At 56.6% G+C, this 24,775-nt stretch carries 19 protein-coding genes; 10 read left to right on the forward strand and 9 right to left on the reverse strand.

Features of this window, described 5'->3' with window-relative positions; translation table 11 throughout:
• The first annotated feature begins 134 nt into the window (after window positions 1-134).
• The 3 genes from FMN63_RS28985 to FMN63_RS28995 all read left to right on the forward strand — a co-directional run bounded on the left by FMN63_RS28985 (window position 135) and on the right by FMN63_RS28995 (window position 2,643).
• Window positions 135-1,238, forward strand: coding sequence for a TIGR03032 family protein (locus FMN63_RS28985; protein WP_148587638.1), 1,104 nt, complete (start codon window positions 135-137; stop codon window positions 1,236-1,238).
• A gap of 1 nt (window position 1,239) precedes the next feature.
• Window positions 1,240-1,491 carry a hypothetical protein gene (locus FMN63_RS28990; protein WP_148587639.1) on the forward strand — a complete coding sequence of 84 codons (252 nt, stop codon included), beginning with the start codon at window positions 1,240-1,242 and terminating at the stop codon, window positions 1,489-1,491.
• A gap of 114 nt (window positions 1,492-1,605) precedes the next feature.
• Window positions 1,606-2,643 carry a helix-turn-helix domain-containing protein gene (locus tag FMN63_RS28995; protein ID WP_148587640.1) on the forward strand — a complete coding sequence of 346 codons (1,038 nt, stop codon included), beginning with the start codon at window positions 1,606-1,608 and terminating at the stop codon, window positions 2,641-2,643.
• Window positions 2,644-3,059: 416 nt separating this feature from the next.
• On the opposite strand, the gene FMN63_RS29000 is transcribed toward FMN63_RS28995, so the two are convergent.
• The 6 genes from FMN63_RS29000 to FMN63_RS29025 all read right to left on the reverse strand — a co-directional run bounded on the left by FMN63_RS29000 (window position 3,060) and on the right by FMN63_RS29025 (window position 11,591).
• Window positions 3,060-5,225, reverse strand: a complete 2,166-nt coding sequence (locus FMN63_RS29000; protein WP_162530153.1) for a DUF1963 domain-containing protein — start codon at window positions 5,223-5,225, stop codon at window positions 3,060-3,062.
• Between the two features lie 50 nt (window positions 5,226-5,275).
• Window positions 5,276-6,649 carry an IS1380 family transposase gene (locus FMN63_RS29005; RefSeq protein WP_148587642.1) on the reverse strand — a complete coding sequence of 458 codons (1,374 nt, stop codon included), beginning with the start codon at window positions 6,647-6,649 and terminating at the stop codon, window positions 5,276-5,278.
• 91 nt (window positions 6,650-6,740) lie between these two features.
• Window positions 6,741-7,688, reverse strand: coding sequence for a protein phosphatase 2C domain-containing protein (locus tag FMN63_RS29010; RefSeq protein ID WP_148587643.1), 948 nt, complete (start codon window positions 7,686-7,688; stop codon window positions 6,741-6,743).
• 79 nt (window positions 7,689-7,767) lie between these two features.
• Window positions 7,768-9,447, reverse strand: coding sequence for an ABC transporter permease (locus FMN63_RS29015; protein ID WP_148587644.1), 1,680 nt, complete (start codon window positions 9,445-9,447; stop codon window positions 7,768-7,770).
• Complete coding sequence (locus FMN63_RS29020; RefSeq protein ID WP_148587645.1) at window positions 9,444-10,526, reverse strand: ABC transporter ATP-binding protein; 1,083 nt, start codon at window positions 10,524-10,526, stop codon at window positions 9,444-9,446. Before FMN63_RS29020 ends, FMN63_RS29015 begins: the two co-directional genes overlap by 4 nt.
• 108 nt (window positions 10,527-10,634) lie before the next feature.
• A complete protein-coding gene (locus tag FMN63_RS29025) occupies window positions 10,635-11,591 on the reverse strand; it encodes an extracellular solute-binding protein (RefSeq protein WP_498928744.1) in 957 nt (318 codons plus the stop codon).
• 336 nt (window positions 11,592-11,927) lie between these two features.
• Between FMN63_RS29025 and FMN63_RS29030 the strand changes: the two genes are divergently transcribed.
• The 7 genes from FMN63_RS29030 to FMN63_RS29060 all read left to right on the forward strand — a co-directional run bounded on the left by FMN63_RS29030 (window position 11,928) and on the right by FMN63_RS29060 (window position 20,307).
• The gene (locus FMN63_RS29030; RefSeq protein WP_148587647.1) at window positions 11,928-13,061 is read left to right on the forward strand and encodes an ROK family transcriptional regulator; all 1,134 of its coding nucleotides are present in this window, start codon (window positions 11,928-11,930) and stop codon (window positions 13,059-13,061) included.
• A gap of 226 nt (window positions 13,062-13,287) precedes the next feature.
• Complete coding sequence (locus FMN63_RS29035) at window positions 13,288-14,394, forward strand: thioesterase domain-containing protein (RefSeq protein WP_162530154.1); 1,107 nt, start codon at window positions 13,288-13,290, stop codon at window positions 14,392-14,394.
• Between the two features lie 374 nt (window positions 14,395-14,768).
• Window positions 14,769-16,160, forward strand: a complete 1,392-nt coding sequence (locus FMN63_RS29040) for a transaminase (protein ID WP_209001430.1) — start codon at window positions 14,769-14,771, stop codon at window positions 16,158-16,160.
• A 1-nt stretch (window position 16,161) separates the two neighbouring features.
• Window positions 16,162-17,544: a glutamine synthetase family protein gene (locus FMN63_RS29045; RefSeq protein WP_148587649.1), complete on the forward strand. Its 1,383-nt coding sequence runs from the start codon at window positions 16,162-16,164 to the stop codon at window positions 17,542-17,544.
• The gene (locus tag FMN63_RS29050) at window positions 17,541-18,314 is read left to right on the forward strand and encodes an SDR family NAD(P)-dependent oxidoreductase (protein ID WP_148587650.1); all 774 of its coding nucleotides are present in this window, start codon (window positions 17,541-17,543) and stop codon (window positions 18,312-18,314) included. The genes FMN63_RS29045 and FMN63_RS29050 overlap by 4 nt, the downstream gene beginning before the upstream one ends.
• Before the next feature lie 95 nt (window positions 18,315-18,409).
• The gene (locus FMN63_RS29055) at window positions 18,410-19,060 is read left to right on the forward strand and encodes a GntR family transcriptional regulator (protein ID WP_148587651.1); all 651 of its coding nucleotides are present in this window, start codon (window positions 18,410-18,412) and stop codon (window positions 19,058-19,060) included.
• Window positions 19,061-19,557: 497 nt separating this feature from the next.
• On the forward strand, window positions 19,558-20,307 hold the full coding sequence (locus FMN63_RS29060) for a hypothetical protein (RefSeq protein ID WP_148587652.1): 750 nt from the start codon (window positions 19,558-19,560) through the stop codon (window positions 20,305-20,307).
• 676 nt (window positions 20,308-20,983) lie between these two features.
• On the opposite strand, the gene paoC is transcribed toward FMN63_RS29060, so the two are convergent.
• From paoC to paoA, 3 genes are read right to left on the reverse strand one after another with little or no spacing between them, the layout of a single operon-like run.
• Complete coding sequence (gene paoC, locus FMN63_RS29065) at window positions 20,984-23,170, reverse strand: aldehyde oxidoreductase molybdenum-binding subunit PaoC (RefSeq protein WP_148587653.1); 2,187 nt, start codon at window positions 23,168-23,170, stop codon at window positions 20,984-20,986.
• Window positions 23,171-23,174: 4 nt separating this feature from the next.
• A complete protein-coding gene (locus FMN63_RS29070; protein ID WP_148587654.1) occupies window positions 23,175-24,125 on the reverse strand; it encodes an FAD binding domain-containing protein in 951 nt (316 codons plus the stop codon).
• The gene (paoA, locus tag FMN63_RS29075) at window positions 24,122-24,763 is read right to left on the reverse strand and encodes an aldehyde dehydrogenase iron-sulfur subunit PaoA (RefSeq protein ID WP_148587655.1); all 642 of its coding nucleotides are present in this window, start codon (window positions 24,761-24,763) and stop codon (window positions 24,122-24,124) included. The genes FMN63_RS29070 and paoA overlap by 4 nt, the downstream gene beginning before the upstream one ends.
• Window positions 24,764-24,775 lie beyond the last annotated feature (12 nt).

The raw sequence follows: 24,775 nt of genomic DNA on the forward strand, positions 1-24,775 counted from the left end.
CGGCGCACGCTATGCAGGTGTGACCCCACGAACAGAAGCAGAAAACCTGTTGTCTTGCAAAGACGGTGTGTTGTTGTTGCACTTGCATTCTTAACGATTGAAAAACAACAAGATTGAGCCGCAGGTCCTTTCGCATGAAGCAAACCAGCGTTGAAAGCAATTCCGGACCTATCGTTGCTGGTGATACAGTAACGGAAAAACCTCAGAATCCGTTCACTTTGACCCTGTCGAACGGATTCTCCGCCTGGATGGAGAAGCACCGGATATCGCTCGCGTTTACCACTTACACTGTCGGAAAGATTGTCCTGATTGGTCCCGGCGTCGGTGGACGCTTCGTTGTGAACGAGAGAAATTTCGGGAACGCGATGGCTATGAGGCCGACACCATCGGGCTTCTATCTCTCAACCCAATATGCCGTATGGAGATTTGAAAACGGCCTTACTCCTGGCCAGTCCTTGAACGGATGGGACAGGATATACATGCCCCGCAGTTGCAATGTGACGGGCAACGTCGATATCCACGACCTGCACGTCGACCGCCAGGGACGTCTTCTTGCTGCAGTGACAAAGTACAATTGCCTCGCGGAACTCGACCAACGAGGAAGTTTTTCACCGATTTGGCGGCCTTCCTTCATCGATCAAATCGTGAATCAGGACCGGTGCCATTTTAACGGGTTTTGCCTCGAAGACGGTGAAGCTGCCTATGCCAGTATCGTGGGGCCTGGCAACATCAAGGATGGATGGCGAGATCACCGCGCAGACGGTGGCCAGATCGTCGATATTCGAACCAATCAGGTCGTGGCAGATGGTTTGTCGATGCCACACACCCCACGCTTGTATCAGGATGAATTGTACCTCCTCGAGGCCGGGTCAGGTTGGTTTGGCAGGGTTGACCGAATTTCCGGGCAGCTCGAGCGATTGGTATGGTGTCCGGGCTTCTTGAGAGGTTTGACCTTTTATGAGGGTCACGCCATTGTTGCTCTTTCCAAACCTCGAAACAAAGTGTTCTCAGGACTACCCTTGGACTCTGAACTCAGCGCTCGTAATCAGCAGGCTGAGTGTGCCATTTACATAATCTCGCTTGCGGACAATAAGGTAAAACACAAAATTAGCATCGTAGGTTCTGTTGAGGAACTTTATGACGTTGCAATTTTGCCCGGAACTACTCACCCAATGTTGGTAGGACTTGAGGGCGAAGAAATCAGCAAGTACGTTACACTTGGACCAGATAGCTCGTAACATGGTCTTGTCGCAAGTTTCGTCGGTAGGCGAGCTTCTCGCGATTTGGGAGCAATTTCCAGGCTTTGCTGATTTTTTCAATCCCGAAGATCGCCGCAAGCAGGTCGCTCTGTTCGCGGGAGCCCTAGTCGCCGGCAAAGCCGAAGCCTTTCATGGCCGCTTCGGCTTGTCGACAATGGCAGTAAAAAACATGACGCAAAACTCCTGTGTGCAGGAGCGCTCTTTCAACAACCACATCACAAGAGACGTTTAATTCAAAAATACTTGCGACAGGCCCAAATTGCCTGTGCGTCGCGTCACAGGCTGCCCGATTAAAAGCCTCTACAGTTTATCGGTGAACCCAGTGGTTTGAGTAAGAAATCAAACGGTGAAGCAAATAGCCCGTTGCGAGAGAAAAATGCAATCTGAGTATAAAAATAATATTAGCACTCAAGATTTGGAAAAAAGGGATCAGTTCGATTTCTTTTCGCAAACTGTAACTAACTTCTATTCCTTGTCTCCAGTAAAACCCATTGAAGACGGATACGAAGTTAATGTCAAAGCCATGGACTTTAGAGGTTTCAGCCTCGTTCACTGGAACATGGATCCAGTTGATTTTCACCATACCAAAAATCATCTCGCGCTCAACGGTCTAGACCATTGGATTCTCACCCTCGTTTTGAAAGGACGCATTGACAGTGTATCCGGGGGCGACTTCGTACAGGAAAAGCAGGGAGATTTAACAGTTAAGTCATTCGGGAAGACATTTTCCGGGGTAATGAGAAAGAATGAACTTATTTCCTTCTATTTAAGTAGAAATGAGTTTCAGGACATTGCTGCCGGACTCGACGCCCTTACGAACAAAAAGATTTGCTCAACACTTACGCCACTTGTTACGTATTTCATGAAATCGACAGCGAAGATTGATGAAAACTTGACGTCAAGTCAGATAGAAGCAGTCCGGAAATCGTTTTCCATTCTAATACGGGCTGCAATTCAGGAAACGCCCGATCTCGTTTCAGAAGCCGATCCGGCGATTAATGTACTGAAGTTCAATATTGTGAAAGATTTCATCAAAAACAATATTGGCAATAGAGGCCTTAACACCGAATTTATTTCTACAACTCTGAAAATCTCCAAGAGGTCCCTTCAATACTTATTCAAAGAGAGGGGTGGAGTTTCTGCTTATATTAAATCTTCTCGTCTCGAATATTGCTATCGAGCATTGATGGACTCGTCCGATAAGCGATTGGTCAGCACCATCGCAAATGACGCCGGTTTCACTAGCCCAGCCTTGTTTAGCAGGCAATTTAAAGAAATTTACGGATTTACTCCAACCGAAATGAGAAATGAAAAAATAACTTCCAGTTCAGGAATTACTTTCTCAGGAGACTCTTTTCTGGATCTACTTCTTCGTAGCAAGTAATTTTCAAAACCTTCCATCATCCTGTGGTCAGACACGGTCCGCTATACGATCCTGGAAAGATGATGTCCGGCTGTGAAACTTGCCGACAAGCCGCAAAAAAACTTGCTTATCCTCTCGCCCGATTGGTGCGTCCTTACCGAAACGACTTCAGCGCAGGCGAGGGGGCCTGGTAATGGTGCGTCAAGAGGGGAGGGGGACCGGACGCAGCAGTCTTCCGAGGGGCCAGACTTCAGCAAAAACCTGACCGACAGCGTATTGATATCTAAATCAGTATCCGTCCGGTGAAGACCACGGTTTGCAGCATGTAACCGGTCCCAGCCGCTTCACCCCAGTAGTTTAGATATAAGCCGGTGGCCGCTGCCTTCCTTTGGCAGGATTTAATCTGAAATAAGCCTCGCGGCAGGCTTGAAGAACGCTCAATTGCATTCAAAGCTCAGTTCTACGGCGCTCCAGTTCCTGAGTTTCAGATTTTCCGGTGAGATCCAGTACTGAAAGACGCCCATATCACCGAAATTCCAGCCCATTTCCACGTCATAGGCCAGCTGCAGCAACATGTGATCGCCCTCGTGTTCCCACGCGGCATTCGATTGCACCGAAATGCCGCGCCCGAACATCTGGTGACAGTACCCCCGCGTAGGTAACGCATAGTCTTCAGAAAGCACAGTTCGGACTTCTAATGGCAGTTTTGAAAAGACCCAATCGTCCGCGGACAGCATTTCCAGGTAGGTCTGTGTCAGCAGGTCTTCCAGGCTGCCTGGCACAGGCCAGCGGCAGAATTGCCGCAAATCGTCGGCTCTCACCTTCGCGAAAACTGCTTTCAATTCATCTGTCTCGGCGCTCGAAAGCTGGTGCCAGCGCGGGACGCTTTCGGCCCAGCGGGACACCTCCCTGCAAATGCCTTCAAATTGGCGTGCCGTTTCCTTGAGGCTTTCCAGGTCTTCCGGAGAAAGGTGCCGCTCCTGCCGAGAAATGACCAGATCCTTCTGCTCGGCGGCCCGGCGCAACGCGTCTGCAAAAACCATCAGCGATTGACCGAAAAATTCGGCCGGCGCATTTGCCTTTTCCAGAACCTTTGATGCACTCAGATTGTATTTGCGCAGCTTTCCATGCGCTGACAATGCAATGTTGCGTTCATCATCGTCCGCGTCATAAGCAATGCCAAGCTTTTCGATTTGCATAGGGTGGTAGGGAAAAAGGCCCTCTGATTGCGGCTCCCCACCCTTTCCAAGGCGCCTCCAGGATTTCCATTCCTCAACGGACGGCAAATCGTCTGGGGCTGGCGTGATGTCCGGGAGAACATGACCCTCAATGTGGCGCACAGTTCCTCGCATTTCTTTGAGGTCCATGAAAAACGCGAGCCACCCCTCACTGGGCAAAAGCTCGGACCCGCCCAAGTCGTGGATCCGAGCCAGATCGATCTGAGCCAGAAACACCATAGGTTCACCGCTGCTATTCGAACACGGCCAGTCGATCCGCCCCAGCCGTGGCCGGCCGCCGAACCAGCTACGGGCCGAACTCCAGTCGGCGCATTCAAGGCGTGGCGCCCGCTTCAGGAGAATCGCTTCGGCGGCCTCGATTTCCGCGCGGACAGACTGGCTGTCTTCGACACTCGGTGCCTTGCCCTCCCCCGTGACGACCTCGAAAATAGTGCGCGCGCTATTCAGCGCCATGGCGATATCTTTAAGATCCTCCTTGTCGACCAGGTTTTGAGGCTTTGCGTGACTGGCGGTGACGCGCTCATAGATGGTTTCTTCCTGATAGGTCTCCTTGAGCCCCCAAAACCTTTCGCTTTCCCGGTAGAGGATGTACATCGGCTCAAACAGTTTGCCGGCCTGTGTCGTCTTCATGACCGCATCGACGTCCCTGGCCGATCCTGTCAGACAGCGATGGATCACTTTCACCGCTTCTTGTTCTGCCTTGGTTAGAGCCTGATAGGTTGGCAGCGTGTTTTGCTGCCTGCCACCGGAAATCTGACGGTTGAGGCCAGCCGCCAGCGGCATGAGAAATGCCTTACCGGCCGGCGCCTGACCCAGATATCTGTTCTGATCAAAATCATCCCAGCCAGCCAGGTAGAAGGCTTCCACATCATTCGACCGCGCCAGCTGATCTTGAACGGCTTTGCGCTCCTCAGGCGGCCTGCTACCTGGTTTTTTGCTGGTCACAAGCTGTTTGATACGTGCTTTGAGCGCGTCATCTTGTGGCGTGGTACGCTGCGGCGCGCGTTTTAAGGGCCGTCGCTTCAAAATCGAAAAACTGACGAAAAAGACGATCAGGCTCGGGACCAGCACCGCCATGCTCTGTTTCATGAGCGGCCAGTTCATCGGCTGATAGAATTCCTTGGCATAGAAGCCGACGGCCGAACTTGCAAAAATGCAAAGGAAGGAAATGAGGAAAAGAAGACGAACAATCATGAATGCGGATTTCCCATTTGATCTTCGGTTTCCATCATAGTTGCGATGAGGCGGCAGGACCAAGCTTGAGCGGCAAGCACCGAGCGCTTGTGTGAGCGATTTCATAGACGCGGAGCGTGAGTTTGGTGCTTCGAACGCTGTTTGGGAGGGGCAGGTCGGAAAGGCAGACACGCCAATCCTGTCCTTGAAGCGGCGCTGAACATATCTGATCGCGGTGACGCTCATGCCGGAACCGGGTTGTCTGGCGGCCCGCGCAGGCCATTGATCAAGTCGAGCACCTGCGCGAATATTTTCCGCGGCAGCGTGGCGGCGGCCATCTGGAAGATGGCGTAGCGCCCATGACGCACAAGGCGCGCGCCGGTCTTGATCAGGCGTTCGCGCAGGCTTGTCAGGGACCACGTCTCGATCACCTCCGGTGTTGCCAGCGTGCGCAGGAAGTTCGCGAGGTTGTAGGCCAACGCATGAAGCTGAAGGAGCACCTCGTTGGCGGCGAACTTCATGCAGGACAGACGGGTCCACTTGATCGCGTACTTGCCTTCCTTGATGTGCTGCTCGGCTGTACCTCTGTCATTGTAGAAGGCCAGCACCCTCTCGTTTGGCAGGCTGCGGTTGGTGACGACGAACCCCACGCGCGGGAACAGCTCGCCAGGATGGAACTCGACCTTGGCAACCACGCGGCGCGGCTTTGACCAGCTCTTCGCCCGGTAGTGGAAGCTGGTGTAATGACGGACGATGTGGTTTGGCGGGCGGCCCGGGCGGCGCTTGCTCAGCCACTCGACCTGGGAGTGCAGCTTCGGATTGCCCTTGATCCGGATGGCGTAATCCCAGTCTTCATCCTCAAGTAGATCAAGGAGCGCGGGAATGGCGAAGGCCGCATCGGCACGGAAGCGCCGCCGCTTGAGTGAGGGGCGGGCCGAACGGGAATAGCGCGCCAGCACTGGCTTCAGGACATCTTCCCAGCCGTCAGCGCTATGGACGTTGCCGGGCCGAAGCGCGCAGCGCTCCATATCGCCGTACTGATTGAACACGAACAAGGGATGCAGGCATTTGGACCGGAAGTGCCCGTTCCACATCGCGCCTTCCTGATCGCCATGCACAGGGCTTTCGGAGCTGTCCATGTCGAGTGTGATGAACTTCGGCGGTTGTTTGTCATGCACTGCGTCGATCCAGCGCCCAGGCAGTTCAGCAAGAGCCGCAAGGTTACCGGGCAGTGTCAACATCTGTGTCTCGAACCGTCCCATGGCCGACGCCGATGCGGCGCTGGTCTTCACCGCCTTGCCGCCAACGACCTGCCGCATCACAGGATCAGACCGAAGCCGGTCGGCATCGTTCACATCCTCCCAGCCCGCCAGTCGGGAAAAGACTGACTGGCGCAGGTCGCCGCCGATCTGGTGCTGACCATTCTTGCCGGTGCGCGGGTCAACCATCATCTGAGCCGCCATGCCGGTTAGACCAAGAGCGTCATCCAGCTCCCGGTGCAGCAGCAATCCGCCATCGGAACTGATGGAGCTTCCCTGAAACGCGAGTTTGATCGTGCGGTCGAAATGAAGCCTCAAAGGGCCCGTTTCCGCTTCACCCGTCGCGTTCGCTCCCAAAGCCTACCTCCATGCAGGCTAACCCATTGATGCTAATAAATTATCATGCGACTGGCCGACCGAAAAACAATTTCCATATGGGATATCCGGGCTAAAAACTGATCGAGATCACCGTGCGGTCGTCACAGGTTTCAAGGGTGGTCGAGCCCTTCACTGCCGGGAAAAGCCCTGTCTTGTGAAAGTCCTCCTGTTCCACCCGGGCGAACTCAGCCTCCCAGTCGGAACAGGTGGTGCCGCTCTCGGGAATGGACACATAGCCGTCGGAAAAGATCTCGATCGTTCTGATTTCGCTGACCGGCAGACGCAGATCAGTCATCCCGTCACCCTGGATCTCTCCGCCGTTCAAAGAGGCATAGCCCAGATCATGACGGGCGTTGGCGTAGTGGAACTGGGACCGGATACCCCCGAGCAGAAACTCCGAGACCAGGCCGCGGTCCAGCCCGGAAACCCGGGTTGCGGCTTCCATGGCATCTTCTGCCTCCTCTCGGGTCAGGCGCCCTTCATCAATGGAAGCGGCAAGACCGAGGAAGATCGTGCGACGGGTAGCGTATTCGGCGTCGTCCGCCGCGCTCATACGGGCCGTCGCCGACTTGAAGACGGAGATCCGGGCGGCGGTGCTGACCGTGTCGATGATCTTGTGGTGCTGAAAGACGGACTTGCCGTTGATGCGGATACCGCTGTCGCCCAGAGCCAGAATGCGAACGGTGTCCTTGCCCTTCACAGCAATTGCCGCGGTCGTGGAAGGCGGATGCGTCGCGCGGCAGTCCGCAGCGGCGGATTTGACCGCATCACTGATGGCCTGGAAGATCGAAGCTGCACTGTCCCGTTCCAGTGCGTTCTTCGCCCGCAGCCCGGAAATGCAGCGGGCAGCGGCACGGGCGGCAATTCGGCCCGAGCTTTCGCCCTGATAGTCCGCACCGGTGGGATCCGTCGCGCCGTCAAAGACGGCAAGCACCTGATCCGGCTCAATCAAAATCAAATCGTCGCCCGGCCGGTTGCCGGTCTTGTATTTTGAACGCGAGATCGCCTCGATGTTCATGGACGTTCCTTCAAGACATATGAAACCCGCCCGGTGCCCTGCACCAGACAAAACGGCGGGTTAAGAAAAGCCTTCGTGATCACACGAAGGCAGATTCCTTGCTTTCCGAGAGGCGGAAGACGGCAAACACGCACAGGCCGGTGCTGACGAGCAGCACAGTGGACAGGGCCGCTGCCGTTCCGAACTCTCCGTCGATCACCTGAATGTAGATCAGCACCGGCATGGTGATGGTCTTCGACGTGTAGAGGATCAGGGTCGAGGACAGTTCATTGATCGCGGTGATGAAACTCATCAGCGATCCGATGATCAATCCGGGCATCATCAGCGGCACTGTCACCGAGGTGAAGGTCTTGGCCGGCGACGCCCCCAGGTTGATGGCGGCTTCTTCGATCGACGGCTTGATCTGGCGCAGGATCGACGTCGTCGAGCGGACCCCGTATGGCAAGCGCCGGATGAAGACGATCAGGATGATGATAAGCGCGGTTCCGGTGATATCGAACGGCGGATGACGGAAAGTCGCCACATAGCCGATCGCCATGACGATGCCCGGGATCAGGTAGGGAACCATCAGCAGAAGATCGAGAGACCCGGCAACAAAGTTGTCCCGCCGCACCACGATGAAGGACAGAAGGCCCGATACGATCGCAATCAGCACCACAGCAGCTAGTGCGAACAGGAAGCTGTTAGCAACCGCGGCCGGGGAATCCCGCAAAATACGCGCGTAGCTGTCGAGGCCGAACCCTCCTGTGAAGACGGGGCCGTTCGTCTCCAGAAACGAGGTGTACACCACCGTGAAGGACGGCAGCATTGCAATGAAGACCACCAGATAGCAAAAACCGTGCACCAGGACGGACTTGGCAGGTGACATGGACTTCTTGACCGGTCTGCTCGTCATGGCGCCCGCATAGCGGCGCTTTGCCAGAATCCGTCGCTGAAGCAGCAATGCGCCCATGGAAATCGCGATCATGACCATGGAAATGGTGACTGCCATGGTCGGCGTTCCCGCCATTTCGGAGGTATACTGCGAGTAGGCGATGGTGGACAGGGTCCGCACCCCGTGCCCCAGGATGGCCGGCGTGCCGAAATCGGCAATCGACAGCACAAAGCAGATGATGGCTCCGGTGCTGACCGCGGGAAAGACCAGCGGCAGGGTCACTTTCATGAAGCGCTCGAAAGTGGTGCAGCCGAGATTTTCGGCAGCATCTTCAAACGACTTGTTGATCGTGTTCAGCGCGTTTTCCGTCATCAGATAGATGTAGGGGAAGAACTTGAGGCTGAAGACGAGAACAATGCCGGGAATGCCGTAGATCGTCGGCACGTTGATGCCAAACTGCTCCAGGAAATTGGTCACGGCGCCGTTTGAACCGAACAGCATGATCCAGGCGTAGGCACCGATGAAAGGCGGGGCGCAGAGCACAAGAACGGCGAACGTCGCGATCACCGCCCGGCCCCTGATGCGGTAACGCGAGGTGCAGAAGGCGAGGGGAACGCCGATCAGGCATGCGCCGAGCATTCCCAGAAAACCGATCAGCAGCGTGTTCTGGAGGGCGGAGGTATAGTACCTGCGCGTGAACACCTGTATGTAATTGGATATCCCGAGCTCTCCGGTCTTGGCGTCAAAGAAGCTGATGGCGAAGACGTTGAGGATCGGAAGAATGAGGAAAACCGCAAGCAGCAGGACGGCGAGAATGGTCACGATCGTCCAAAAGCCTGGCATGCGCAGCTTTCCGGACAAGGCGTTGGCGGCAAGACTGGTCATGACAGGCGCGCTCCCGTGACGCCATCAGCGTAGAGCTGAACTTTGTCTGCAGGGAAGGCCAAAGTAACCTGATCATCCGGACGAAGCGCAAGAACGTCTGCGGAAGGAGCGGTGATGGCTTCGATCTCTTCTCCCGACGGCAAAACCGCGGCAACGGTCAATTCACGGCCCGTGAAGCTCACTTGCCGAACCTTTGCGGTCAGCGTAACCGTTTCTGGTGTGATGCCGTCAGGATTGATCGAGATGAACTCCGGCCGGATCGCCGCGACCACGGTGTCTCCGGACGAAAGTTTGGCCGCCTGAGGCAGATTGACAGCCAGACCGGCAATGCTGGCACCTGAGGGCGAAAGCGTGAGGCCGAAAAAGTTGTTTGCCCCAACGAAAGATGCAACGAACCGGTTGGAAGGGTTGTTGTAGACCTCCAGGGGCGCGGCGGCCTGCTGGATAATTCCGCCATACATGACACAGACGATATCCGACATCGCCAGGGCTTCTTCCTGGTCGTGCGTCACGTAGACCGTGGTCATGTTCATGGACTGCTGAATGGAGCGAATTTCCCGGCGCAGATCAACGCGCAGCTTCGCGTCCAGATTGGAAAGAGGCTCATCCATCAGGAGAACCTTTGGATTGATGACAAGCGCCCGGGCAAGCCCTACGCGCTGCTGCTGGCCGCCGGAGAGTTCGTGCGGCATGCGCGCTGCGTAGGGTGCGAGCTGCACCACTTCAAGGATCTTGGCGACCCGCTCGGCGATTGCGCGCTTGGCAACCTTGCGCTGTTTCAGGCCGAAGGCGATGTTGTCGTAGACACTGATATGGGGGAAGACCGCATAGTCCTGAAACACCATGCCGACATCACGCTTGTGGGCGGGCATATGTTCGATAGCCTGCTCCTCCACACTGATGCCACCGCTGTCTTGCTGGTGAAACCCGGCAATCGTGCGCAGAAGGGTCGTCTTGCCGCAACCGCTCGGCCCGAGAAGCGTGAAGAATGATCCGGACGGGATCGAGATGTTGATGCCGGACAGGGCGAGGACATCGCCGTAGCTCTTGCGGATGTTCGAAATCTCGACAGCGGCCATGCAAAGGGACTCCGTTTGCCCGATACGGGCAATGATTTTGATTTTTTGGGAAAAAGACGGGGAGTAGCCCTTGGCTGCCCCCCGTTCCAGGGAACCCCAGAGTCAGGGTTAGTTGAGATCGAGAAGCATGTCGTTCCAGGTCTCGAGCAGACGTGCGCGGTTATCCGCGGCCCAGGCAAAGTCGTACTCTGCGTCCGGAACCTGATCGAGAGGGATCAACTCTTCATTGGAGGCCACGTCCTGACGGATCGGACGGCGTCCGATCTTGGCGACGGCAGCCTGAGCATCCTTGGAGACGATGAAGTCGATGAAGGCCTTGCCGTTTTCAGCGTTCGGAGCACCCTTCACCAGAGCCATCCCATCCGGTGCAATGGCCGTTCCTTCGCTCGGGTAGACGATCTTCACGTCTGCTCCACCCAGCTTGTAGCGCAGGGCTGCGTCTTCAAGTGTGATCCCGACAGCCTGCTCTCCATCATTGACGAACCGCGGCACGGCTCCGGAAGACGCAGACAGGACAGCATTGGACAAAATGCCCTCGTAGACCGCCCAGCCCTCTTCTTCAGTCGGGAAGTCCTGCAGCACCGTAGCCAGCTGAATGTAGGCCGAGCCCGACTTGTCGGCGCGTGCCGAAGAGATCAAACCCTTGTACTCAGGTTTTGCAAGATCAGCCCAGGAAGTCGGAACCGGCGCTCCGTCAAGGGCCTCTTCATTGACGATAAAGGCCGTCACGACCGCAGTGAACGGAACCCAGTTCTCGCTTGGCTTGAACTTGGGATTGATGGCCGCCGCTTCTTTCGGCTCATAGGGCTCGAACAGGTCTGCTGAGAAGTCGATGACGGTTCCGTCGACGCTCCAGATCACGTCACCGGCCGGCTTGTCGCTTTCGGCCTTCAGCCGGTTCATCAGCTCGCCAGACCCAGCCTTGATGACCTCAACCTTGGTGCCGGTTTCTTCTTCGAACATCGGCACAAGCTCATCCACGAGCTGTTGCGGCGCTGCGGAATAAACAACCACGGTGCCGTCTGCCAGGGCGTAGGACGTGGTGCCGAGGAGGGCGGCAGTCAGCGCAGCCGCGGTACGGAGTTTTCTGAAATTGCTCAATTTAGTCTCCCGTTACTGTTGGTTCCCTGCTCTCCATCCCGATCCGCTTGATTGTTTTTATGATTGCACGGATCTGCCGGACGAAAGGCCCCTAATAAGTTTTGTTACGTAACTAAATAAGTCAAGCCCATATTCACAGAACTGTCATAAAAGCTGTAAAATTTTGATTTTTATATATTTTTTCAATCGCCTGCACCGAGCCCAAGCTTCGACAAAACCGACAAGGGTGAGATTTTGGGTGATTGTCTGTCAGATCTCGGATAGTGGAAGAGGCTGAGATCAGAAGCTGTGAGGACCGGTTTGATCAATCTGGGTTATAACGAGCGCCGCGTGATTGAAATGCTCCGGCGGCATGGCGGCCTGTCCCGCAGTGAGCTTGCCCGGGAGCTGGAAGTCTCTGCACCCACCCTGACTCGCCTGACCTCCAACCTGATTGACAACGGCCTCATCCTCGAAGAAGCCGAGCCGCGCGCGCCAAGCGGTCGCGGGAAGCCTCAAACTGCCGTAAAGCTCAATCCGGACGGGCTGTTCTCCGTTGGCGTCTATTTCAATCCGGACGACATGCGTATCTGCCTGGCAGATCTCGAAGGGAACATCAGGACCGAACATATCCAGGAACTGAATGACCACAGTTTCAGTCACATCATGGGCGTGGCCGTTCCGGCCGTCCGCGAGGTGATCAAGAAAAGCGGTATCGATGTGAACCGCTTGCTCGGATGCGGACTTTCCTTCCCCGGTCACTTTTCACGCAACCCCGGACACGTGTTCCAGATCCCCCAGTTTGCCAGTTGGCACGACATCGATGTGAACACCGATTTTGAACCCCTGTTCGAGATGCCGGTCTTTCACGAGAACGACGGCAAGGCAGCGATTCTCTCGGAACTGTATTATGGCGCCGGGCGGAATCTTCGAAACTTCGTGATGATCTGGCTGACCTATGGCATCGGCGGGGCAGTGGTCGTCCAACGGCAACTTTACCGGGGCACCAACCGCAACGCGGGGGAGTTCGGCGGCCTTTTCCCGAAGTCTCATCCGAGACCTTCAGGCCAGGATCTGTGCAATCTTCTATCCCGTTCAGGGGTCCCGATCCGCCGCCTGCGCGAAATCGACGAAAGCTACCGCGATCATCCCGGCGTCCGGGAATGGCTGGACCGGGCAACGGATCAGCTGCGCGGCCTGGCATTGACGGTTGCCAGAACACTTGATCCCGGCGCCATCGTCTTTGGCGGCTCGTTGCCGGACTGGATCATCCAGCATTTCGTCCAGCATCTCGGATCGCTGGAAATTCTGGGCGAAGACTTTCACGTGGAGCCTCCCGAAATCCGGCTTTCAGACATGAGCGACAAACCCCATCTGGGCGCCGCGACCATTCCCCTCTACCGCGCCACGACCCCCAGCTATTATTCAGGGCGGGCCCTGAAGGGCTGGTCTTGACGAGATTGGCTCACAGAGGCTCAAATCGTGGCCGGATGAAAGCTCGGTCGCAGTTCACCGAGTAAAAAATTTACAAGTTTGCGAAAAGATGGGCTCGCGTTGAGCAAAACGACGCCCTGCTGTTTGTGAGTTTCTGGTGCATTCCATGTCGTGTTTCTCGGTTCCTGTAGACGTCAAAGAAAAGCTGCTGGACCTTGCCGCGCATGTCCTGAAACGGCAAATTTCGATGGATGACACCATTGAAGATCAATTCAACGTCAACAGGTTCCTGCAGTTGACGGAGCGTTTTTATGCCGAGACCGGCATCGAACTCGATGTCAATAGTGCCTTTGTGTGGCGGTCGATCGGAGAACTTGCCGAGGCAGTGGATCGGGGAAGTCTGCCAGAGCTTCCCAAACTGCTGCAACTTCGGGATGGAGACAAGTCGCGTCCTTTGATCGTGTTCGCCGGGGGGCTGAGCTGTTTTCTTGAACTGAAAGACCTTCTAAAGGGGCTGGATTACGACGGCGTCATCTACGGAATTCGCCTAAGTCAATTCAACAAGGACGGTTCCGAGCCTGCACGTGTGTGCGATGAAGTGAAGGCCTGCTGCGAAGAACTCGCAAGCAAGGGGATTACCGGGCCCGTAAGTCTGGTCGGCTATTCGTTTGGCGGCATATTCGCACTGGAACTCGCCAGAAAGCTTGAAGAAAACGGCCAGGAAGTCAGATTTCTGGGCTTGATCGATCCCCTGCTGAGCGAGCATGCCTGGCCCTGGCATATTTGGGCCAGCCATACGTTTCGAATTCTCATGCGGCAACTGAGGGGAGTGCCGGGCAAACTTCTGAACAAGAAGCCATTGCGAGGGAGCCCAGCTCGGGGAGTGCACACCAAACGAAAGCACCTGCAGCTGCTTGTCCATCTACTGCGGCCTTTCTTCCTTCGGTATTGCAATCCGGCCTGGAAAATCTATCCGGAACTCTGCGCGGAATGGCGGGAAGACCGTACGCCAGACTACACGCGCAGCGGCCGACAACTTCTCACGATGCGCGGTCTCTACCGGCCAAGCGCTTACAGCGGAGATCTGGTGTATTATCGGGCTGAAGGCGGAACGCCGATTTTCCAGGCGCAGCAAAAGACTTGGTCTCCCTATCTCCTGAACGCCGAATGGGTTGACCGGCGTGGAACGCACCTGAGCATCATCGCCGGAAAAAATGGTGTCTTGCTGGGCAGAGATATTGGCAACCGTATGAAGTCACTTTCAACGACGTCCGGGCGCGTGACTTCCGACAAGTACGCAAGCGGCTCGGCATTTCCGGTTTTCCAGCAAGGTGTTGCAGACGGGGCAACCTGACTGCCGCTGCCAGCGAGGCTTGCAAATACCCACCTGGTCGACACCGATGGCACCAATACCATTTCTCTGGCCTTCGAGAGGTCAATTGACGCAAACCGGCTTGTTCCGGCCCCGGTAAGCCTCGTGACGATGCACGAACAACAGGGCATCGAAGACCACCATCAATCAACCGAGAGAGATAGCGGTCGACGGTTTGTCTCTACCGACTAAGTGTGATCACATTACTCTTTAGAAATTATCCGAAGCGATGCACCTCCATAGAGGTGCACCAATTTTTTGAGCAAAATCAGCCCAAATCTTCAAATTAGCTCATTGACAGAAACCTCTCGATCCATAAATGTGATCACATTATTCATTCCAGAAGGTCTTGATTAGTGCTGAGCACCTCACCGGGAACACCCCTTCATCACGACGCAATTGTCAGTGCGGCCGAGCGCATTCTCGCCGACGAGACAGCGATCTTCACGGGTGCGCACGCGCGCAGCAAAGAGGTATTCGCGACGCCGTCCTCAGGCTTCTTCGATCACGTCCCGCAATATTGGATGCGGGACTGGCCAATGCCGTTTCCAGTTGTGGTCGACAAGGCGTCCGGTAGCGAAGTCTGGGACATTGATGGGAATCGTGTGATCGATTTCTGTCTCGGAGACAGCGGCGCGATGTTCGGTCATGGGCCGCAGCCGATTTTGAAAGCCCTTGCCGGCGCGGCGACCCATGGCCTTACCACGATGCTGCCTTCCAACGACCTTGATGCCGTTGGCGACCTTTTGCGCAGCACATTCGGCATGTCGAAGTGGCAGGTCACGACGACGGCAAGCGATGCCAACCGCTTCGCCTTGCGGGTTGCGCGCGCGGTGACCGGGCGCAAGAAGATCCTGGTGTTCGATGGCTGCTATCATGGGGCGGTCGACGAAACATTGGTGGACCTTGTCGACGGGAAAACGGTGCCGCGTGGTGGCCTGATTGGCCAGGCGGTGGATCTGTCCGAGACGACGGTCTGCATACCCTTCAACGACGTACCGGCTCTTGAGGCAGCATTGAAGGAGGGGGATATCGCTTGTGTGGTGGCAGAACCTGTCATGACCAATTGCGGCATGATTCTTCCCCAAGCCGGTTTTCACAAGACGCTGCGGGATCTGACGCGCGCGACCGGGACACTGCTTCACATTGATGAAACCCATACGGTTTCAACAGGGTACGGTGGATATTCAAAGGTTCACGGTCTCGAACCGGATATCTTCGTCGTTGGAAAGCCGGTCGGCGGCGGTATTCCGGTGGCTGTATGGGGCATGACGAAAGATGTGGCGAACAGGCTCGACGATGCGCGCGCGGCAATTACCGGCACGGGTCACTCGGGCATTGGCACAACGCTCTCTGGCAGCGCATTACAACTCGCCTGCCTCAGGGCCTGCCTCGAAGAGGTGATGACGACCGAAGCCTACGCCAGAATGAACCGCCATGCCGATATGATCGAGGAGGGCTTCTCGGCCGCTATCAAGCAGTGCCATTTGCCCTGGCATGTGGGCCGCGTCGGCGCGCGGCTGGAGGTCGTGTTCTCTCCTGATCCATTGCAGAACGCTGCAGAAGCAAAGGCCGCTGCCAATGCGACAATCCAGAAGGCACTGCACTCGGCCTTCCTGAACCTCGGATATCTCGTCACCCCATTCCACAACATGGTTCTTGTGGCCCCCACCACAAGCGAAGCAGATGTCGCTGGCCTTGTTTCCAGCTTCGAGAAAATCCTCCATAGACTCACAGAGGCTGCATAAAATGGCCGGAACACGTCCACAAAATGCGGCCCCTGTCGAGGAAGCCGAAACCTTTCTCGAACAGCACCCGGAAATCGCAGCCTTCGACCTGGTTCTCATCGATCCAAACGGGGTGGCACGCGGCAAGATCATTCGCCGTCATGAACTCTTGCCATTGTTCCGTTCCGGTCGGCATCTGCCCGGCTCAATTCTCGGGCTCGATGTAACCGGTGCGGATGTCGATGAAACCGGTTTGACCTGGGACGATGGAGATGCCGACAGAGTTGCCTGGCCGATTTCCGGTTCACTTGTAACATTGCCCTGGACGTCACCCGAACGCGGTGAAGTTCGCGTCATGCTGTACGAACTCGACGGCTCTCCCATGGGGGCTGATCCCCGTCAGGCTCTGGTGCGCCAGATCGAGCGTTTTGCCACCAGAGACATGTTCCCGGTGCTGGCTTTCGAACTGGAATTCTATCTTCTTGACGCTGAAAAAAATGGCGCTGGCAAACCAGAGGCGGCCCGCCTGCCACTTTCGGGAAAAGCAGCACAGGGCAACCACGTCTACAGCGTTGCCATGCTGGATCAGTTCGAGCCGTTTATCGATGCGCTCTACAACGCCGCCGCAGCCCAAAATCTGCCTGTGGAAACAATCATCTCGGAATATGCGCCCGGCCAGTTTGAACTCACGCTCCGCCATCAGGCCCAGGGTCTGCGGGCGGCAGACGATCTCGTGATGCTCAAGCGGCTGGTTCGCGGTCTCGCGATCCGGCACGGAATGCGCGCCAACTTTATGGCCAAGCCATTCGCCCATCGCTCTGGTTCCGGCATGCATCTTCATGCCAGTCTTGCCGACCCGTCGGGTCGCAATCTGTTTGCCGACGAGCAAAACGATCTCGCGCCTTTGCTGCGCCACGCCATCGGTGGCTTGCAGGAGACAATGGCGGAGTCGATGCTGGTCTTTGCCCCCAATCTGAATTCCTGGCGTCGCTTTACTCGTAACAGCTACGCGCCGACCTCTCCGACATGGGGTCGCAACAACCGCAGCGTTGCCATCAGGGTGCCGGCCGGCAATCCGGCCAACCGCCACCTTGAACATCGCTCACCCGGTGTCGACGCCAACCCTTATCTGGTTGCTGCGACCGTCCTTGCAGGGATCTACCGGGGGATCGAAACCCAGATCGAGCCGGACGCAGAAGCAACCACCTATAGCGACGCTCCTGAAACGTCACTGCCTCGCGACTGGCGGGAAGCAATCGATTTTGCTGATCGATCCAACTTTCTGAAGGATGCGCTCGGTGAACGCATGGCCTCTGTCTTCATTGCGCTCAAGCGTGTTGAACACAGTTTCTTTGCCTCGGAGGTAACAGACGAAGAATTTGCCTATTATGGCGACGTCATATGACGACACGCGAAGACGACTTTCGCACGGCTTTGGTAACCGGAGCAGGAAGCCCCGATGGCATAGGCTTTGCGATTGCCCGCAAACTTGCACAGAAAGACCTGACCGTATTCATCACAGGCGCGAGCGATCGGATCCACCAGCGCGCGGAAGAGCTGCGTGCGCAAGGCTTCAGCGTCACGTCCCATGTCGCGGATCTCACCAAAGCAGATGAAGTTCTGCGGATGCGGGACATTGTTGGGCCGGTTGATATTCTCATCAACAATGCAGGCATGGGGTCCGTGGCGGTGCCAGCCGTACAACGCGATTTTCAGGTGCTGAGCGAGGCTGATTGGGACGCTGGAATGGATGTTACGCTCAAGACGGCTTTTCTGGTCACGCGCGCATTTCTGGGCTCAATGACCGAACGGCGGCGCGGGCGCATCGTGAATATCGCCTCAGTTACCGGACCATTGGTTTCCAATCCGGGTGAAGCTGCCTACTCGGCGGCAAAGGCAGGCATGGTGGGGCTCACCCACGCCTTGGCGCTTGAAGTTGCGCCTTACGGCCTCACCGTGAATGCAGTCGCCCCCGGCTGGATCGAGACCGGGGCGTCCACCGAGGACGAGCGGATCGCTGCGCGGCACACGCCACCCGGACGCGCCGGCACACCGGATGAAGTCGCTGCCGCCGCTGCCTTTCTGGCCTCCGCCGACGCGAGTTACGTGAATGGCGCAGTGTTGGTCGTCGATGGCGGAAACATTCTGCAGGAACGCAAGGTCCAACTTGCCTGAGCTTCAGTCATGTCGCGCGCACAGGCAGAAAGCGCGCCCGAAACAAGGCATGTTGCAAGTGGTTTCAGCGCAGTGTCTTGAAGGTATGGGAAACAATGCGAGAGCTATCGACGCAACAGCAGCAGGTTTATCAGGCGCTTCGCGAGCAGCTTATTTCGGGCCGCTTTTCTCCCGGCACGAGCGTTAGTCTCCGGGGCCTCAGCAAGAGCATGGACGTTGGCCTGATGCCTGTCCGCGAGGCGATTACAAGGCTAGGAGGCGAGCGTGCACTGGAAGTGCGTCGCAACGGCCGGGTCGGCATTCCCGAACTCACACGCGACCGGTTCGAGGAGCTTATGCAGGCGCGGCTGCACCTGGAGCCGCTATGCGCACGCCGGGCGCTTCCCTATGTGACATCCGAGACGATTGCCGCAATGGAAGCCAGCGATTCCCGCATGAACCAAAGCTACGGAGCCAAGGATGCGGACACCTACATGCGGGAAAACTACCAATTTCACTTCGAATTGTACCGGGCAGGGGGCTCGGAAGTCCTTGTCGCTCTGCTGGAAAGCATTTGGATGCAATTCGGCCCGTTCATGCGAAGCGTTTATGACATGAACGAAACGACCCGCATGGTCGACAAGCACCAGATGACGCTGGAAGCCATTCGACGAGAGGATTCCGAAGCACTCGGCGTTGCGATCAAGGCGGACATCCTCGACGCCATTCACCTGTTGAAACAAACCCTTGGAAACGATCCTCAATAGAAACAGCCGGTTGGCCCCGAATTCGAGGCCGAACCACCTGGGGTGAAACTCGAACACGCGATAACGAATTCTGAAGGTTTGGAGATACGACGAAGGGGCGGGCGGCAACACCGGCCCTGAGCGGTCGTCCATCAAAAAAGCTGCACGCCGCGTTGCGGTCCGTCCAATCGGCCTTTCGCCCCGCCTGCGTTCTTTGCGTCACCGGCAAGGCCCACTGAGCGGGACCTTTGAGAAATTTGCTACCCCGGAAATCGATGGTGTTCAAGCGGAGAGATTACCATTCTCTGAGAAGAACTAAATGCTGGTTCTACGTGTTCGATTTAACGTAGGAAGCGTCAAATGAGGTATTTGAAACGTTCCAATGGCTCGTACCAATATCCGACTTGATGACAGTTGCACTTGCAATGGGAATTAAACTGGCACGGCGCATACAAACTCTTAAAGCAAATTTGCTTAGTTGATTTTCTTAATTCAGAGACAAATGATGCAGTTGAGCCATGACCAAAATTTTAGCAGTAATGTCTTTGCTGGCTACCCCATTTGCTATCTTTTTTGCTTTTGACTGGAAAGGTTTGCTAGTCGCAATTTTAGCTCTAGTTGTGTATGCACTTGTAGATTTTCGGCGCTTTAGAAGGGAAGAAAATTGGCGAAAGATCCCGTTAAATCAGGCGCTAAGAAGTTTTGGCCGCTACAATTTTTCTTTGGCAAACGCGCTTGGCAAGGAAGTAAAGATAGATCCCGTCACAATAATTCCCGATAGCTTTTCGCCGAAAAAAAGGGATGATACTCTTTATATCATTTCACAATATGAGGACCTTCTATCGAAGTTTGAGAGTGCCGTAAAAGATTTCGAACACAACATGAAGCTTCGAAAAGGATCCAGTGTATCTGGTGAAGAATTTTTGATATTTATCAATGAATTAGAAGAGGCTCTTTTCCGTATAAAGACGGAATATTCGCCTAAATTTTCTTTAGAACAGAGCCGCTCTGCTTTTTTCGACGAACTTGCTAGCAGGCTTAGTATTGGGGAGGATTTCAGAGGAGATTACCGTTGGGGAGATCCGCAAAAGGTAAAGAAAGGCAAGCGTTTTTATCGACAGAAAGGATCGCTCGACTTGCTGTATTTTGAAAATTCGTCATCGGACAAAATTTGGATCACTGTGGGAGCACAAGAACTAGACATTTCAGATTTTTTTCCAAATCGAATCGACGAATGCATTTCAAGAATAAAAGAGATCACCTCTTAAACGACTTTTGAGGGAGACGCAGCATCCGGAGGCTTTGGACTTAGAAACGGACATTCGCTGCAATCGAGAAGAACATCCACAATGGGCCGTAATTTGACAGTGCACGACCCCATATCGAAAGTCTTGACCGGCTCGGAGCCGACATTCGTTGCGGTTGATCCCGGCCGCTGCGATGCGCCTTACGTCGGACATTCAGTAGACCTGAAGCTGAAAGCAGCCGCTCGTTAGCGATCGAGCGAAGGTCTGAGGGGTGGGAACTGAGTTTTGCTGCAGGCGGAAGGCGCTTTAAGCACCGGTCTGGGGCGGAGCAACCGCTCCGACTCTGGTTCTGTTTCCGAAGCCTTTCGACAGGCGGGTTCGCAGGTGAATTTACGTGGGATTGGATACGCGAAATACTGGCCCGCTCGGCGCGGACCAGAAGATTTGATTGAAATCCGTGGAGGCCAAAGGCTTTCAATCATGGTGTTCGAAAACATCGAATAGCCGCCCGAATTTCCTGGCTTCGAAGAATTCTCCGGTGCTGTTGGGAGTATCCGCAGAAGAGGCAAGGTTCTGAATCCGCCAACGCTGAGCCGGCGCCGGAGCCCGGAGGCTCGGCGTCAGCATGAAGGGGGATCACGAGCGGGCGATCCGGAAACGTTGCGTCAACGTGGCGTCGAAACAATGAGTTTTGCGATCAGATTTCCGGCAGTTCCCCGATCAGCTTGTCCAGTGTGACGGGGTAGTCGCGAATGCGGATCCCGGTCGCGTTATGGACCGCGTTGGCAATTGCCGCCGCGACGCCGCAAATTCCAAGCTCACCGACGCCCTTGGCCTTGAGCGGAGAGATCTCCGGATCTTCCGTGTCGAGAAAGATGACGTCCTGCTGCGGCACATCGGCATGAACAGGGACTTCGTACCCCGCAAGATCGTGATTGACGAAGTATCCTCTGCTTGTGTCCACGAGCAACTCCTCTGAAAGGGCTGCACCGAGGGCCATGGTCATTCCGCCGATCACCTGGCTACGGGCCGTGACCGGATTCAGGATGCGTCCGGCATCGCAGACCGCGAGCATTCGGCGCACGCGCACCGTACCGGTTGCTGCATGAACACCAACTTCGACAAAATGCGCGGCAAAGGTCGCAATCTTGAACTTCTTCTGGCTGTCGCCGAAGTCCATGCTGTCTTCCGCGCAGACTTCCTTGCCATCGAAAAGGTCTGCCAGGGGGAAAGCCTTGTTGCCGGCAATGACCCGTCCATCCTCGAACCGCAGGTCATCGCTGCCGAGTTCCTCTGCAATCTTGTTCCGCAAGGCCAGGCAGGCCGCGTAAACGCCGGCGGTGGAACTGGCGGCTCCGAATTGTCCTCCCGATCCGGAAGAAACGGGGAAATCGCTGTTGCCCAGTCGGACGTCAACAGTGTCTGCGGTGAGCCCCATCATCTCGGCGGCCGTTTGCGCAATGATCGTATAGGACCCGGTGCCGATGTCGGTCATGTCCGTTTCGACAATCAGCCGCCCCTTTTTCAGGCGGACGCGTGCGCCGGATTTCAGCGTCGGGGCGCCGCGATAAGCGCCGGCAACGCCGTGTCCGATCAGCCACATGCCATCGCGGGTGCTTCCCGGTGACCGGTTTCGCGCACACCAGCCGAATGTCTCCGCGCCAACGCGCAGGCAGTCGACAAAATGACGGTCGGAGAATGGAATGTCCGGGTTCTGCGGATCGACCTGGGTGTCGTTGAGAATGCGGAATTCGACCGGATCCATGCCGAGTTTATCGGCCATTTCGTCCATTGCGATTTCGAGGGCCATCAACCCCGAGGCTTCCCCGGGCGCACGCATGGACGAGCTTTCCGGCAGGTGGAGTTTCAGCTCGTGGTGTTTTACCCGTCGATTGGCGGCCGCATAGAAGACTTCCGTCTGGCTTACCGGGTTTTCCTCGCTGCTGCCGTGCGGCGTTCTATGGGATGCACCTTCGTGCTCGATGCAGGTCAGCCGGCCATCGCGTTCTGCCGCAAGCCTGATGCGCTGGATTGTGGCCGGCCGATGGGTTGTGTTGTTGAAGACAAACGGACGGGGCAGGGCGAGTTTTACCGGCCGGCCAGCAGCGCGAGAGCCGATGGCCGCAAGCACCGCATCCGAGCGCAGGAAGAGCTTGGCGCCAAAGCCACCTCCGACGTAGGGGCTTTCCACCCGGATCTTCTCCGGGTCGATATCGAAGGTCTGGGCCAGCGACTTTCGATTCCACGCGATCATCTGGTTGGAAGTCCACACGGTCATCCGCTCGCCGTCGGACCAGTCGACGACGGAGGCATGGGGTTCCATCATGGCGTGGGATTGGACCGGCGTACGGTAGGTCGCGTCGAGCGTGACGCTTGCATCCGCGAAGCCGGCGTCCACGTTTCCCGTTTCCGAATCCGGATCGCCGGACGTATCGCGCCCTTTCCAGGCCTCTTCCATATCGAAGAGGCCGCTTTCTTCCTCGTAGGTCACTTCGATCATGTTCGCTGCGTGGCGCGCATGTTCCAGGGTGTCGGCGACCACAACTGCAATTGCCTGATGATAGTGCTGGATCGCGTCACCACCGAAAAGACGCACGTCGTTGAAAGAAGAAATGCCGAGCGGATCGATTTCAAGCGTCGTGACAATGGCGGTAACGCCGGGCGCAGCGCGTGCGGCCTCCGCGTCGATCGAGACAATCCGCCCCCGGGCGATGGTTGCGCCCAACGGATAGCCAACCAGCTGACCACCAACAACGTCGTGGCGCTCGTAGGCGTAGGGCGCCTGACCCGAAACCTTCAACGGGCCGTCGATACGGGTGTGGGCCTTTCCCAGAACCGCGGTGGTGTCGAAGAAAGTATCTGTGGCGGTGTTTTCGAACTTCATGGGATTACTCCTCGGCCAGCATCGCGGCGAGCGTGCGTTCCGCCAACTTGAGCTTGAATGCATTTTCTTTCGTCGGCCGAGCCCCCTCGAGAAGGCATTCCATGACAGCCTTGGCCCCTTCGGGGAGGGCGGCATCTGCGTCCGGGCGGCGCCATGGCTTGGGGGCGACGCCGCCAAGCGCGACGCGGCCGGTCCCGTCCGGATGCCGGACAAGGGCAACAGACACCAGGGCAAACGCATAGGAGGCCCGGTCGCGTACCTTGTGATAGGCCTGCCGGCCGCCAACCGGCGCCGGAAGATGAACTGAGGTGATCAGTTCGCCGTCCTTGAGAACCGTTTCCCTGTCGGGCGTCGTCCCGGGCAGGCAGTGAAAGTCCTGGAGCGGGATGAGGCGAATGTCCCCTTCCGGCGTAAGGGTCTCGACAGTTGCGTCCAGAACGCGCAGGGCGACGGCCATATCGGATGGATTTTGGGCGATACAGGCATCGGATGTGCCGATGACGCCCAGCTGACGGGAGTGGCCGGAAGGTGACAGGGCTGCGCACCCTGCGCCCGGAGAACGCTTGTTGCAGGGCAGGGCCGTGTCGTAGAAATAGGGACAGCGGGTGCGCTGCAGGAGATTGCCGCCGGTTGTCGCCTTGTTGCGCAACTGGCCGGAAGCTCCCGCCACAAGAGCCCGTGTCAGAACGGGGTAGTCCCGGCGAACCCTGTCATGGTCGGCAAGATCGGTGTTGGAAACCAGCGCTCCGATCCGCAGACCCCCGTCATCGGTTTCCTGGATGCTGTCGAGACCGGTGCCGTTCACGTCGATGAGGTGAAACGGCGTCTCTATTTCCAGCTTCATCAGGTCGAGCAGGTTGGTTCCCCCTGCGATGAACATTGCGCCCGGCACTTCGGCGGCGCGCGCGGCAGCTGTTACCGGATCGGTTGCGCGTTCGTAGGAAAAACTTCTCATGCCTCGGTCTCCGCGATCTCGGTGATGGCCGCGAGCATGTTGGCGTAGGCGCCGCAGCGGCAGATGTTACCGGACATGCGCTCGCGAATTTCGTCTTCCGTTATTTCGATCCTCGATGTCAGATCGGCGGTGACATGGCTCGGTATACCTGCGCGGATTTCCTCCAGCACGGCTTTGGCGGAGCAGATCTGACCGGGGGTGCAGTAGCCGCACTGGAAACCGTCATGATCGATGAAGGCCTGCTGCATCGGGTCCAGCTTGTCCGGAGTTCCAATTCCTTCGATGGTCGTGACGTCGTCGCCCTCATGCATCACCGCGAGGCTGAGACACGCGTTGATCCTGCGACCGTTGACTGAAACCGTGCAGGCGCCGCACTGGCCGTGATCGCACCCTTTCTTGGGACCTGTGATTTTCAGGTTCTCACGAAGCGCGTCGAGCAGTGTGGTCCGGTTGTCGAGGGTGAGCGTGTGCTCTTCGCCGTTGACGTTGAAGGAAACGCTCGAAACGTCTCCTGAGGGGGTTCGTTCTCCTGGGTTTGGAGAAGGTGCAGACGGTGTCTGGTGACGTGCTGCCGTCTGCGGCGCGAGATCCTTTGGCTGCGACTGGCTGGGCGATTGCCTGGCTGTGCCTGGGCGCATGGGAAACCTTCC

This window comes from Stappia sp. BW2, assembly GCF_008107695.1.
In the GTDB taxonomy this organism is placed as follows: Bacteria; Pseudomonadota; Alphaproteobacteria; order Rhizobiales; family Stappiaceae; genus Roseibium.

Bases quoted from the DNA above. Each gene is read 5' to 3' on its own strand.
- FMN63_RS29045 (WP_148587649.1), top strand. From the start codon at position 16,162: ATGGCCGGAACACGTCCACAAAATGCGGCCCCTGTCGAGGAAGCCGAA.
- FMN63_RS29070 (WP_148587654.1), bottom strand. From the start codon at position 24,125: ATGAGAAGTTTTTCCTACGAACGCGCAACCGATCCGGTAACAGCTGCC.
- FMN63_RS29020 (WP_148587645.1), bottom strand. From the start codon at position 10,526: ATGGCCGCTGTCGAGATTTCGAACATCCGCAAGAGCTACGGCGATGTC.
- paoA (WP_148587655.1), bottom strand. From the start codon at position 24,763: ATGCGCCCAGGCACAGCCAGGCAATCGCCCAGCCAGTCGCAGCCAAAG.
- FMN63_RS29015 (WP_148587644.1), bottom strand. From the start codon at position 9,447: ATGACCAGTCTTGCCGCCAACGCCTTGTCCGGAAAGCTGCGCATGCCA.
- FMN63_RS28985 (WP_148587638.1), top strand. From the start codon at position 135: ATGAAGCAAACCAGCGTTGAAAGCAATTCCGGACCTATCGTTGCTGGT.
- FMN63_RS29035 (WP_162530154.1), top strand. From the start codon at position 13,288: ATGGATGACACCATTGAAGATCAATTCAACGTCAACAGGTTCCTGCAG.
- FMN63_RS29050 (WP_148587650.1), top strand. From the start codon at position 17,541: ATGACGACACGCGAAGACGACTTTCGCACGGCTTTGGTAACCGGAGCA.
- FMN63_RS29010 (WP_148587643.1), bottom strand. From the start codon at position 7,688: ATGAACATCGAGGCGATCTCGCGTTCAAAATACAAGACCGGCAACCGG.
- FMN63_RS28990 (WP_148587639.1), top strand. From the start codon at position 1,240: ATGGTCTTGTCGCAAGTTTCGTCGGTAGGCGAGCTTCTCGCGATTTGG.
- paoC (WP_148587653.1), bottom strand. From the start codon at position 23,170: ATGAAGTTCGAAAACACCGCCACAGATACTTTCTTCGACACCACCGCG.
- FMN63_RS29060 (WP_148587652.1), top strand. From the start codon at position 19,558: ATGACCAAAATTTTAGCAGTAATGTCTTTGCTGGCTACCCCATTTGCT.
- FMN63_RS29055 (WP_148587651.1), top strand. From the start codon at position 18,410: ATGCGAGAGCTATCGACGCAACAGCAGCAGGTTTATCAGGCGCTTCGC.